This is a genomic window from Bradyrhizobium sp., assembly GCF_035935975.1.
Lineage (GTDB): Bacteria > Pseudomonadota > Alphaproteobacteria > Rhizobiales > Xanthobacteraceae > Bradyrhizobium.
The window spans coordinates 1-12,541 of the sequence record NZ_DASYWN010000058.1 but is presented as its reverse complement, the minus strand read 5'-3'; the positions used below and the strand labels follow the sequence as shown (position 1 = coordinate 12,541).

General features: G+C 66.2%; 11 protein-coding genes. 3 read left to right on the top strand and 8 right to left on the bottom strand.

What is annotated here, in order from left to right; genetic code table 11:
* Positions 1–13 precede the first annotated feature (13 nt).
* A complete protein-coding gene (gene coaA / locus VGR99_RS37480) occupies positions 14–970 on the top strand; it encodes a type I pantothenate kinase (protein ID WP_326904977.1) in 957 nt (318 codons plus the stop codon).
* An 11-nt stretch (positions 971–981) separates the two neighbouring features.
* Here the strand turns inward: coaA and VGR99_RS37475 are convergent, their stop codons facing one another.
* From VGR99_RS37475 to VGR99_RS37460, 4 genes are all read right to left on the bottom strand, one after another.
* A complete protein-coding gene (locus VGR99_RS37475; protein ID WP_326904976.1) occupies positions 982–1,611 on the bottom strand; it encodes a histidine phosphatase family protein in 630 nt (209 codons plus the stop codon).
* Positions 1,612–1,745: 134 nt separating this feature from the next.
* Positions 1,746–3,971 carry a PAS domain-containing hybrid sensor histidine kinase/response regulator gene (locus VGR99_RS37470; RefSeq protein WP_326904975.1) on the bottom strand — a complete coding sequence of 742 codons (2,226 nt, stop codon included), beginning with the start codon at positions 3,969–3,971 and terminating at the stop codon, positions 1,746–1,748.
* 125 nt (positions 3,972–4,096) lie between these two features.
* Positions 4,097–4,570: a hypothetical protein gene (locus VGR99_RS37465; RefSeq protein WP_326904974.1), complete on the bottom strand. Its 474-nt coding sequence runs from the start codon at positions 4,568–4,570 to the stop codon at positions 4,097–4,099.
* A 120-nt stretch (positions 4,571–4,690) separates the two neighbouring features.
* Positions 4,691–6,229: a YifB family Mg chelatase-like AAA ATPase gene (locus VGR99_RS37460; RefSeq protein WP_326904973.1), complete on the bottom strand. Its 1,539-nt coding sequence runs from the start codon at positions 6,227–6,229 to the stop codon at positions 4,691–4,693.
* Positions 6,230–6,455: 226 nt separating this feature from the next.
* Between VGR99_RS37460 and VGR99_RS37455 the strand changes: the two genes are divergently transcribed.
* Both VGR99_RS37455 and VGR99_RS37450 read left to right on the top strand, forming a co-directional pair.
* A complete protein-coding gene (locus VGR99_RS37455) occupies positions 6,456–6,701 on the top strand; it encodes a PilZ domain-containing protein (RefSeq protein ID WP_011083489.1) in 246 nt (81 codons plus the stop codon).
* Between the two features lie 80 nt (positions 6,702–6,781).
* Positions 6,782–7,570, top strand: a complete 789-nt coding sequence (locus tag VGR99_RS37450) for a tetratricopeptide repeat protein (protein WP_326904972.1) — start codon at positions 6,782–6,784, stop codon at positions 7,568–7,570.
* A gap of 21 nt (positions 7,571–7,591) precedes the next feature.
* On the opposite strand, the gene VGR99_RS37445 is transcribed toward VGR99_RS37450, so the two are convergent.
* The 4 genes from VGR99_RS37445 to cpaB all read right to left on the bottom strand — a co-directional run bounded on the left by VGR99_RS37445 (position 7,592) and on the right by cpaB (position 12,026).
* Positions 7,592–8,881 (bottom strand): AAA family ATPase, encoded by a 1,290-nt coding sequence (locus tag VGR99_RS37445; protein ID WP_326904971.1) that lies wholly within the window; start codon positions 8,879–8,881, stop codon positions 7,592–7,594.
* Positions 8,878–9,612, bottom strand: coding sequence for a CpaD family pilus assembly protein (locus VGR99_RS37440; protein ID WP_326904970.1), 735 nt, complete (start codon positions 9,610–9,612; stop codon positions 8,878–8,880). The genes VGR99_RS37445 and VGR99_RS37440 overlap by 4 nt, the downstream gene beginning before the upstream one ends.
* A 64-nt stretch (positions 9,613–9,676) precedes the next feature.
* Positions 9,677–11,197: a type II and III secretion system protein family protein gene (locus tag VGR99_RS37435; RefSeq protein WP_326905040.1), complete on the bottom strand. Its 1,521-nt coding sequence runs from the start codon at positions 11,195–11,197 to the stop codon at positions 9,677–9,679.
* Positions 11,198–11,207: 10 nt separating this feature from the next.
* The gene (gene cpaB / locus VGR99_RS37430; RefSeq protein ID WP_326904969.1) at positions 11,208–12,026 is read right to left on the bottom strand and encodes a Flp pilus assembly protein CpaB; all 819 of its coding nucleotides are present in this window, start codon (positions 12,024–12,026) and stop codon (positions 11,208–11,210) included.
* Positions 12,027–12,541 lie beyond the last annotated feature (515 nt).

Here is a 12,541-nt window from a genome sequence, read left to right as displayed (position 1 = left end):
GAAAGGTCGCGTCATGGATATCCGCGCACCCGAGCAGCAATATAATCCCTACCGCATTTACACGCGGGAAGAATGGGCGCGACTTCGCGACGACACGCCGATGACGCTGGAGCCAGGCGAGTTCGACCGGCTGCGTTCGCTGCACGACCGCCTCGACTTGCAGGAGGTCGAGGACATCTACCTGCCGCTGTCGCGCCTGCTGTCGATCTACGTCGATGCGATGCAGCGCCTGTATTACTCCGAGCGCCAGTTCCTCAACATCCGCGACCGCAAGATGCCCTACATCATCGGCGTCGCCGGTTCGGTCGCGGTCGGAAAGTCCACCACGGCCCGCGTGCTGCAGGCGCTGCTGGCGCGCTGGTCGCCGCGGCCGAAGGTTGAGCTGATCACGACCGACGGATTCCTCTATCCCAACGCGGTGCTCGACCGGCAGGGCATCATGCAGAAGAAGGGTTTTCCGGAGAGCTACGACCTGCCGCTGCTGCTGAGCTTCCTCTCCGACATCAAGTCCGGTCGCCGCAATGTCCGCGCGCCGGTCTATTCGCATCTCACCTACGACATCGTGCCGAACCAGTGGGCCGAGATCGACCAGCCCGACATCCTGATCGTCGAGGGCGTCAACGTGCTGCAGACCGGCAAGCTGCCGCGTGACGGCAAGGCGGTGCCCGTCGTCTCCGACTTCTTCGATTTCTCGGTCTACATCGACGCCGACGAGGCGGCGCTGCGGCGCTGGTACATCAAGCGCTTCCTGGCCCTGCGCGACACCGCGTTCACCAATCCAAAGTCCTACTTCAACCGCTACGCACTGCTGTCGGACGAGGAAGCCACCGCGACCGCGATCGCGATCTGGGAGCGCACCAACCTCGCCAATCTCGAGGACAACATTCTGCCGACCCGACCGCGCGCGACGCTGATCCTGAAGAAGGGCGCGGATCACGTGGTGGAAAGCGTGGCGCTGCGGCGCCTGTAGGTCGCGGTCTCCTATTGGTCGGCCTTCGCCGTCCAATCCGCGGCCCTGATGCGTGCAACGAAAGTCGCGGGCCCGGAGCCGTTCGCCCGGTAAACGAAGGCTTCGCCTTCCTGAACGTCTCCGGCCTCCTTGCCGAAGGCATCGGCAATGTTCGTCTTGTGAGTGACGAGGACGTTGTTCGTGCCGGCCGTCGGCGACCGATCGACCAGCTGGCGCACGGCCGCTCCGGCCTTTGCGTTCGCAGCGGTGGGGTTTGCCATTCCCGATGCGCTGGCGTTGTTGCTGTCCGTCAATGCGTCGACCGGCTTGCACTCTTTGCCGGTGATCAGCTTGCCGGCTTCGATCGCGCGGTTCAGACGGCTTGTGTAGACATCCCCGATCGGAATCGCGCGCGCCTGGATTGCCGCTCCGATCTGACGCGCCATATCCCTGCCCTTCTCGCTCAGCTGGCGCTGGGCACTCAAGTCGTCGAACTTGAAGGGATAGACGTCCTTCTGGCTGTCGTCGGTTGCGGTGTGCCGAAATACCAGAACGTAGCCACCTTGCTTCAACGAAGCGATGAGCTGCGACGTGTCCGCTGCGGCGGCCTGGGAGCAAACGGCGAGCAGGACGACGACGGAGAGGCGGTAAAGCACATTCATGCGCGATATCCTCGTCGGAAACCGGGCCCCCGAAGGATGATGACGCGCACTGCGTTGGATTTCAATTGCCTATGGTCGGCGAGAGACCCATGGGGCGCGCCTCTCACCACATCGTCATTGCGAGCGCGCTCGGGCTACACCGCCAGATGCCGTGATGCAGCCAGTCCCGCCAGCGCCTCGTCCAGCTTGTCGCGATCGAGTGGCTTGATCAGAAACCCGTTCATGCCGGCCTCGAAACAGGCGTAGCGATCTTCCACCAGCGTATTGGCGGTGAGGGCGAGGATCGGCGTGTGGTGGCCGCCCGTGGCGGCCTCGTGCGCGCGGATGCGTTTGGTCGCCTCGATGCCGTCGAGCTGCGGCATCTGGATGTCCATCAGCACGAGATCATAGGGCGTGCCGGCCGACGACGCTGCCAGCCAGGATTCCAGCGCAGCCTCGCCATGGACGGCGATGACGACGCGGTGGCCGAGCTTGGTCAGCAGCGAGCGCATCAAGAGCGCGTTGATCTCGTTGTCCTCGGCAACGAGGATCGAGAGTCCCTTTGCCGGTGTCGCGGGCTTGGCTTCAGCCGGCGGCTCCGGTGCAAGGTCGGGCGAGGCCACCTCCGGCGTCAGCGCGAGGCGGGCGGCGAGCGAGGCTGCACGCAGCGGCTTCACCAGAAAGCCGGTGAAGGCCGGCGAGAGCTTTTCGTGGCGCGAGCTCGACGTCAGCAGCACCAGCCGTTGCGGCGCGTGCGCGCGGGCGACTTCGCCGAGATGGTCGGCGATAGCAGCGCCGATTGCGCGGTCGACCAGCACCGCGTGCCATGAGCGTTCCGGCAGCAGCGCCTCTGCCACGGCGGGATCCGAGACCAGACAGGTCTGACTGCCCCAGCGCTCCAGACGCCGCGCGATCAGCGAGGCCTCGATGCCGTCGGAAACCACGAGGATCGACTTGCCCGCGAGCTCGGGGCTCGGGAATGTTGTCTGGCCGGCGCCGGTTTGCGATAGCGTGAGCGGCACCGCGACCTCGAAGGTCGCGCCCTTGCCCGGCTCGCTGGTGAGTGTGATGCGGCCGCCCATGCGCTTGACGATGCGTTCGCTGATGGCAAGGCCAAGCCCGGTGCCGCCATAGGTGCGCGCGACGCGCTCGTCGGCCTGCTCGAATTCACGGAAGATGCGCTGCTGCGCTTCCGGCGCGATGCCGATGCCGGTGTCTCGGACCAGGAAGCTGATCTCGTTCGGCCAGATGCCGGGCTCGACGATCAGCGCGACGCCGCCATGAGCCGTGAACTTGATGGCGTTGCCGGCAAGATTGAGCAGCACCTGGCGCAGCCGTGCGGAATCGCCGACCACTTCGAGCGGCAGGCGTTCGTCGACATAGGCGGCGATCTCGAGCTGCTTGGCCTGCGCCCGCGGCGCCAGCAGCTCGGTGATCTCCTCGATCAGGGTCGAGAGCGCGAAGGGGCGCTGCTCGAGATCGAGCTTGCCGGCCTCGATCTTGGAATAGTCGAGCAACTCCTCGATCAGCGCCATCAGGGCCTCGCCGGAGGTTTTCACCGCGCGGGCATAGGTCGTCTGCTCAGGCGTCAGCGTGGTGTCGAGCAGCAGGCCGCCCATGCCGATGATGCCGTTGAGCGGCGTGCGGATTTCGTGCGAGGCCATCGCGAGGAAGCGCGATTTGGCGCGGTTGGCGGCGTCGGCCTGGTCGCGCGCTTCCGATAGCGCGCGCTCGGTCTCGGTGCGGTCGGTGACGTCGCGGCCGACGCTCTGCAGTTCGGCCGCCTGGCCGGCATCGAGACGGACATAGCCTTCGCGCCAGGCGATCCAGCGCGCGCCGAGCGGGGTGGTGATCCGCTGGTCGTGGATGCGCGTGCCGTTGCTTTCGCGGGCGCTGTCGCCCTGCTCCACCACGTCGAAATCGAACCGCGTGCCGACCAGCGCGCCGCGCTCCTGGCCGGCGAGCGCACAATACGCGTCATTGGCGAAGGTGATGCGGCCCTGGTGGTCGCGCAGCACGATGAGGTCGCCCTGCTGCTCGAACAGGCTGCGGGCGCGCTCTTCCGCCTCCTTCAGCTCCCAATTGCGGTCGATCAGCGCCTCGTTGTGGGCGGCGAGCGTCCGCAGCCGCTTGTTGACGAAGCGCAGCCGCATGCTGAGCGTGGCGAGGCCAAGGCAGGCGAGGGCGAACAGAAAGCTCGCGCCGATCGCAAAGGTGTTGGGATCGTAGCCGGAATTCTCGGAGCGGCTGCCGGAGACGAAGCCATAGGCGCCGCCGAACGTCGCCGAGAAAATCATGAAGGAGCGGATCGCGAAGTGGATGCGAGGATGCTGCCGCCTGAAACGGCGCATGCGCACCTTGATCCGGAATGTCCGACCCATCGTCACCGACCCCGACTCTTTTCCGAAACCCCACCGCCGCCGCGTGCGACGATGTCGCGCCGACCTTGCGAACAGCTTGAGGCTTTGTTTCTGCCTCCAAACAGGGTTAGCGAGGTGTTAATGGCTCAGAGCGAGGCCGCCTGGAGCGGGAGCGGGCGGTGGCCGCCATGCGCGCCGACGATCAGCGCCGCCGCCTCGCGCTGCGAGAACGTCTTCGAGCGTACATAGATGCGGTAATCGGCCGGTCCGTCGGTGGAGAGGTAGATCACAGGGCCGCCGTCGACTGGCTGCGCGGCGATGGTGATGAGGCGGTTGGCCGGATGGGCCTCGCAGGAATCGGTCTCGGAGCCGAGACCATCGTCCACGACCGCGAAGTCCGCACCGTTCGCATCGTCGGTGATCTGAACCCGCACCGTGGCGCGGTCGGGGTCGTCGGTGAAGGCGACATGGACGCCGGCGGTCCAGAACAGGGTCGTCAGCTCGACGGAGGTGTCGCCCACAGCGATGCAGGGATGCGAGACCGATCCGATCTCGCCGCGGGCAAACACCGCAGCCGCCAGCAGGGGAATAACCGAGGCCAGGATCTTGAAACGCAACATGACACTCTACTCGCCAAGGACTCGCGAAGGCCGCTCGGGAACTGACCCCTGTAACTCGTGGCCTTATGGTTTGCAGAGCGTAAAGGAAACTCGTTACCGCCGGGTTGATGCGCGGAATGATCAAGCCATCTGCCGCACATCCTCCGCGAGTGCGCGGTAGGACAGCGCTTCGGCGAGGTGCAGCCGGCCGATCTTCTCCGCGCCGTCGAGGTCGGCGAGCGTGCGCGCCACCCGCAGCACGCGGTGATAGCCGCGCGCCGACAGCCGCATCGTCTCGGCGGCATCGCGCAGCAGCTTCTGGCCTTGTGCATCGGGCTTGGCGATGTCTTCCAGCACCGAGGCCGGCGCCTCGGCGTTGGTGCGGATTTTGGGCAGGCCCGCATCCGCGTAACGCGCGAGCTGGATATCGCGTGCGGCGGCGACGCGCGCGGCGACCTCGGCGGACCCTTCCGCGGGCGGCGGCAGGATCAGGTCGGCCGCGGTCACCGCGGGAACCTCGATGCGCAGATCGATGCGGTCCATCAGCGGACCGGAGATGCGCGCCTGATAGTCGCCGGTGCAGCGATCGATGCGGCCGCGCTTGCAGGCATAGCCGGGCTCGAACGCATTGCCGCAGCGGCAGGGATTCATCGCGGCGACCAGCATGAAGCGCGCCGGATAAGTGACGCGATGATTGGCGCGCGACACCGCGACCTCGCCGTTCTCCAGCGGCTGGCGCAGCGAATCCAGCACGCGCGGATCGAACTCGGGCAGCTCGTCGAGGAACAGCACGCCCTGATGCGCGAGCGAGATCTCGCCGGGTTTTGCGCGCATGCCGCCGCCGGTAAGCGCGGCCATGCTGGCGGAATGATGCGGCGAGCGGAACGGCCGTCGCGCGGTCAGTGCGCCACCCTTGATCTCGCCGGCAACGGAGGCGATCATCGAGACTTCGAGCAACTCACCCGGCGACAGCGGCGGAAGAATGGAGGGCAGGCGCGCGGCCAGCATCGACTTGCCGGCGCCGGGTGCGCCGATCATCAAGAGATGATGTCCGCCGGCGGCCGCGATCTCCAGCGCGCGCTTGGCGCTCTCCTGGCCCTTGATGTCGCGCAGGTCGAGCTTTGAGGCGGCGGCCTCATGCACTTTCGGCACGGGCCGCGACAGCACCTGCGTGCCCTTGAAATGGTTGGCGATCTGGATCAGCGAATGTGCCGCGATGATCTGGATATCAGGGCTCGCCCACGCCGCTTCGGAGCCGCACGAGGCCGGGCAGATCAAGCCTTCCTCGCGCACATTGGCGCCGATCGCAGCCGGGAGAACGCCGGCAACGGGTGCGATCGAGCCGTCGAGCCCGAGCTCGCCGAGCACGGTGAAACCCGTCAGCGCATCCGGCGGGATCGCGCCGATTGCGGCCATCAGCCCGAGCGCGATCGGAAGATCATAATGGCTGCCTTCTTTAGGGACGTCCGCGGGCGCCAGATTGACGATGATCCGCCGCGCCGGCAGCGCCAGGCCGGACGCAATCAGCGCCGAGCGGACCCGCTCGCGCGCCTCCGACACCGCCTTGTCCGGCAGGCCGACGATGGCAAAGGCCGGCAAGCCCGGCGCGACCTGCACCTGCACGTCGACCGCGCGGGCCTCGATCCCCTCAAAGGCGACGGTAGAAACCCGCTGAACCATGCCTGAACCAGCCTGCCCTCTTGTGCAATCAAGGGTAGCAGAACCCGCCATCCGCTGCAAGAACAATACGGGAACATATTCGGGCCGCCAAACCCCTAATCAGTCGTAAACGCGCTCCAGACACTACGCCTCGAATGCGAGCGGCTCTCATCAGCACATCCCAACGAATGTTCGCTACAGCTAAGGGCGCGGGATGGGCCGTGATCTAACAAGTGAACAAATCAAAATGCTTGCAAATCGCCGGAGAAGCGAACGACGGGTGTGCAGCCGGCTCGCCAAGATTCATTTTGGGGCGGGCTCGCTGCCGAGGGATTGCACGATCACGGATATTTCGGACGGCGGCGTGAAAGTCGTGGCGGAATTCCTGGAAGTGCCGCCGCAATTCACCATCATCTTCGCGCCTGACTATTCCCGCCAGTGCCGCCTGCGCTGGCGCATCGGCTGCGAATTTGGCGCTGAATTCACCGATTGAGCTCGATAGGCGCGCGTCCTTAACGGGACTTTAGCGTTAATCGGCAAAGCATCTCTGATCAGTCGCCGAGTGATCAGAGTATGTCCAAGCGTTCGCCCCTCGCCTCGTCGCCGGCGAGATTGCTGCTTCCCGCGCTCGTGGTGCTCGGGCTCGGCGGCTGCCAGACCACAAGCCTCGAGGACGTGACGGGCGCGCTCGGCATCAAGTCGGAGCCCGCGGCCCAGGCCGACGGCAAGCCTGACGCTAAGCCCGACATGGACGCCCTGCGCGAGCGCTACCGCGCCAAGCCCAGCGATCCCGCCATTGCGCTCGAATACGGCAAGGCGCTGCGCGAGTCCGGTCAGCGCGGCCAGGCGGTCGCGGTGATGGAGCAGGCGGTGCTCGCCCATCCCAGCAACAAGGCGCTGCTCGCAGGCTACGGCCGCGCGCTCGCCGACAACGGCAATTTCCAGCAAGCCTTCGACGTGCTGAGCCGCGCGCATACGCCGGAAGATCCCGACTGGCGCATCCTCTCGGCGCAGGGCGCGGCGCTCGACCAGCTCGGCCGCAACGAGGAGGCGCAGCAATATTACGCCGCGGCGCTGAAGATCGTGCCCGACGAGCCGCAGGTCCTGTCCAATCTCGGCCTGTCCTACGTGCTGCAGAACAATCTCCCGCGGGCCGAGGAAACCATGCGCCGCGCCCATCAGCGCAATCCTGGAGATCCCCGCGTGCGGGCCAATCTCGCGCTGGTGCTGGGACTGGAAGGAAAGCAGGCGGAGGCCGAGACCATCGTGAAGGGTGATCTGCCGCCGGATCAGGCTGCGGCCAAGGTCACGGCATTGCGCCAGCTGCTGGCGAAGAAGCAGCAGCAGAGGGCGGAGAAATAATCCGCTCTCCTTTTGTTGTGATTACGACGCCTTGCGATGCGGGGCGGATGGGCGGCCCGCCCGCGCCTTCAGCTTCTTCAGGAGCGGTCCGAGCAGCGAGCGCTTCGGCTTCTTCACCTCGCCGCGCCCGGCGAGACGGTTCGCCATGTTCTGGAACAGCTCGGTGGTGCGATGGGTCTTGGAGACCTCCGCGATCATCTGGCCGTTATTGGCGGCGGTCGAGAACAGTTTCGAATCGAACGGGATCACCGCGATCGGCTGGCTCTCCATGGTCTTGGCGAACGCCTTGACCTCGATCTCCGCGCGCTTGTGCATGCCGACCTGGTTCACACAATATAGCGGCGGCCGGTCGTTCGGCCGCGCCGCCTTCAGCACGCTCAGCATGTTCTTGGTGTTGCGCAAATTGGCGAGATCGGGCTCGGCCACGATCACGATGTCGTCGGCGTTGACCAGCGCGCGGCGCGTCCAGCCCGACCATTGATGGGGAACGTCGAGCACGATGCAGGGCGTCGTCATGCGCAGCGTGTCGAAGATCGCATCGAAGGCTTCGGCGCCGAAATCGTAGACGCGATCGAGCGTGGCGGGTGCCGCCAGCAGGCTGAGGCGTTCGCTGCATTTGGCGAGCAGGCGCTCCATCAGCGCCGTGTCGGGCCGGTCCTGCGACAGCACCGCGTTGGCAATGCCCTGCGCCGGGTCCTGGTTGTAGTCGAGGCCGGCGGTGCCGAAGGCGAGGTCGAGATCGATCACGACGGAATCGAGCGCGAGGTCGCGCGCGATGGTCCAGGCCAGATTGTGCGCGACGGTGGATGCGCCGACGCCGCCCTTGGCGCCGACCACCGCGATGACACGGCCGGTGATGATGGCTTCGGACGCCGAGAACAGGCTGCAGATCGAGCGGACGACGTCGAGCGTCTCGACTGGTCCGACCACATAGTCGTTGACGCCGCGGCGAACCAGCTCGCGATAGGGCGCGGTGTCGTTGGGATTGCCGATCACGACCACGCGGGTGCCGGGATCGCAGACGCCGGCGAGATCGTCGAGCCCTTCAAGGATGTCGCGCGTGCCGTCGGATTCGATCACGATCACGTTCGGCGTCGGCATCGATTCATAGGCTTCGATCGCCGCCGCGAGGCCGCCGTCCTTGGCGGTGAGGTGTGCCTTGGCGAGCCGGCGGTCCTGTCCGGCCGCGGTCACCGCCTTGAGCGTCTGGTCGGTCTCGCAAAACGCCTGCACGGAGATGCGAGGAACCGGCGCAATGTGGTCCTCGGGGTGCCGCGGGTCGTCCGCTTCTTCTTCGTTGACGCCTGTCATTTGCCTGTGTCGCTGAGTTTGGCCTTGTCGGCCTCGGGGGACGGGGACGCGATCGGCGTGCCCTTGCGATAGCGTTCGAAGGCGATGTCGCGCCGCGCGGTATAGACCGGCGTTTCCGAGCGCGGCTGCTCGAGGTCGGCGGGATTGTCGATCATCGCCGCGAGATTGCGCTGGGTGGCGCAGCCGAGATTGAAGTACGGCCGGTTCTCGTTGTAGCCGGGATCAAGGATCGACGGACCGACGTCTTCCGGCCACAGCCCGCAGGGGCCGGCGACCGCGGCGATCCTGGAATAGCTGAGGCGGATGGTCGGCAGCAGGCCGGGATCCTCCGGGCGATAGGGGTGCCGCACGATCGCGCGCGACGGCACGCCGCCGGAGGCGAGCACGGAACGGATGTCCTGATAGGTCGCCGACGCGGCGCGCGAATTCGCGGTGTCGACCGGCACGTCAACGACGACGGAGCCGGTGCCTTCACGCGTCCAGTCCCGGGCGATGCCCGCGACGTCGGCCTGCTGCGCAGCCGTAAGGCCGCCGCGCGCCTTGCCGACGAAGATCACGATCGACTTCTTGCCTTCCTGCACCGCGATCGGATGACGCTGGCGATAGTCGGTCGGCACCGTCTGGGTGACGATCTCGCCGGTGGTGTTGCACGCGCCCAGCATGACGGAGAGCCCCGTCAGCGCCAGCGCGAGCTTCAAATTGCGACGCCGATCGGAAGTCGTCTTCGTCATCGCCGTGTCCCCTCGTGCCCCATGTCCTGCCCCGTTTCTTGCCCCGGTCCCCAAACCGTCCGCCTCAGTCGATGATGAAGCCGAAATCGCCGGGCGAGCCGCTGATCGGATCGACGCGGCGATTGATGCCGTAGAGGCGGTTCATGCGGCCGAGCAGCGCGGTCTGCGCGTCCGAGGCCGGCGCGAATCCGTCGTCGGGCCGCGACAATTCCTTCTGGGCCACCGCGCGCACCACATAAGGCGTCACGATCACCATCAGCTCGGTCTCGTTGTTGACGTAGTCCTGGCTGCGGAACAGCGCGCCGAGGATCGGCACCTGGTCGACGCCGGGCAGGCCGTTGATCGCCTGCTTGGTCTGCTGCTGGATCAGGCCGGCCATCGCCATCGAGCCGCCGGAGGGAATTTCCAGCGTGGTCTCGGCGCGTCGGGTCTGCACCGACGGGATGGTGATGGAGCTCGACGAGGTCGAGGACAGCGCCTGCGTCACCGTGATGGCGTTCTGGTTCGACAGCTCCGAGACTTCGGTCATCACCCGCAGGCTGATCCGCCCTTCGCTGAGCACGACCGGCGTGAAGTTCAGCGAGATGCCGAATTTCTTGTAGGTGATCTGGGTGGTACAGACATGCGTGGTCGGATCGCAGGAATAGCCTGCGGGGATCGGGAATTCGCCGCCCGCGATGAAGGTCGCGGATTCGCCCGAGATCGCCGTCAGGCTCGGTTCGGCGAGCGTCCGCATCACGCCGGCGCTTTCCATCGCCCGCATCGTGGCGTTGACGGTGGCCACGCCCTTGGCGAGGCCGCTGACGCCGAGCCCGTTGCCGCTGACCAGCGGTCCGCCGCTGACCGAGAACGGGTTGGAGTTGTTGAAATTCACCACCGCGGTGCCGGCGTTCAGGCTGGCGCTGAGATCGACGCCGAGCTGCTTGACGATGTCGCGGCGGACTTCGCCGACGACGACCTTGAGCATGACCTGGTCGCGGCCGCGCACGACGATGTTGTTGACGACCTTGTCCGAGCCGCCGACGAGCTTGGCGGCGACGTCGCCGGCCTGCTGCGCCTCGACCGGGCTCGACACCGAGCCGGTCAGCATCACACTGTCGCCGACGCCTTCGATCTGCACGCCCGGCAGCGACGAGCGCAGGGCGGCACGCATGCCGTTGAGGTCGCGCTTCACCGCGATGTCGTAGGAGGCGACCTGCTGGCCGTCGGCGGTGAAGAACACCACGTTGGTCTGGCCGACCTGGCCGCCGATGATATAGGCGCGCTGGGCCGAGCGGATCACGGCATTGGCGATCTTGGGATCGGCCACCAGCACGTCCTTGACTTCGCGCGGCAGGTCGATGACGACGGACTTGCCGACGCCAAGCGAGAGAAAACGCGTCTTCGCCGGCGCGATCGTTCCGACCGATGTCAGGCCGAGATCCGGTGCCTGCATCGGCGCCTGGTCGCCGACCGGCGCATCCGCCGCAGCGCTGACCATGCGAGGGGCTGCGAGCAGCCCCAGCATCAGCATCGTCCCCATCCAGAACGAGCTTGCGCGCTTCCCCCGAATGCGCAGGCCCGTCCGATCATCCCCAAAGTTCATCATGTCCCCATCACTTCTGTGACGTCAGTTGCCGCGCCTGCACCCCGTAGCGGATTACGTTGACCCCATCGGCCGGACGCCTGATCGCCTGGTCGGCCGTACCGTCGGCCGCGTTGGCATCGACGAGGCTGCGCAGCGCGAGCTGGAGTGTGCCGCCCTGGCGGGCGGCGGCGAGGATCGAGATCTGGTCCGGCCTGAGCTCGAGCGTGACGGTCTTGCCGACCACGGCGTTCTGGCCCTCTTTTTCCTTCGGCGCCTGGTCGATCGCGAGCACGCGGATATTGGTCAGGACGACCTCGGAAATGATGAGGTCATTGCCGGCGGTCGGACCGTTGTTGTTGCCGTCGGGATTCTTCAGGCGGCGGGTCAGCACGATGTCGACGCGGTCGTTCGGCAGGATGAAGCCGCCGGCCGCGGTCTCGGCTGAAATCTCGGTGGAGACGGCGCGCATGCCCTGGGGCAGGATCGCGGCCATGAAGCCGGAGCCCTCGGCCCTGACCAGCTTCTGCTCGCGGATCGGCTCGCCCTGCATCAGCGGCACGCGCGCGATCGAGCCGGCGATCTGGGTCTGCGCTTCGGGCCTGCTGTCGCGGCGGATGAAGGCGTTGCTCGCGGTCGACGCGGGCCAGGGCTGCCATTGCAGGTCGTCGGGCTTCACGGCCTGGCCGAGCTGGATGTCGTTCTTCGCGACGAGAACCTCGACCGTCGGCAGCTTCTCGGCGACGGGGAGGACGGCCGCGGGCTTGTTCTCGTAGCCGCTTGCCAGATACGCAGCGACGCCGCCGGCGCCCAGCGCGATGACGAGAACGACAATGCGTGCGGTGTTCATACGCTTCTACTCTTACGCGGGCACTCGAACCGCACGTGGCGGGTTCCCTGCGTCGATGAGTAGGGAGTAAAAGTATAAGGGGTGTTGCGAGGCCGAATGTGATGGGCAGTGATGCTGCCAGTTTTAAGCAGATGGTGAATGTCGCGTTATCCGGTCGGCCAGTGGCCCCGTAGATTCACGCAAGCCGCGACGTTCGTTCGAACGATGCGCGCGGCGTCATGGTGAATGGGTGGTTAGTGGTGGATGCGATCGTCGGCGAGCGACACAGCGATTGCTCCTTAGGGTGAGGGTCGCAATGTGCAGTGTTTCTATCGATGTCTGTAGCCCGGATGAGCGAAGCGGCATCCGGGATGTTGTTGTCCCGGATATCGCTGCGCTCATCCGGGCTTCTGTAACGGGCCTCGGTTAGTCAATCCCTTTTTCGCGTCATCCTCTCACCGGGAACCTGCTTCTGTACGGGATCGGCGCTATGGCCGTCGCCTGATGGGGTTCTAAGGAGGAACAGGCCGGCCAAT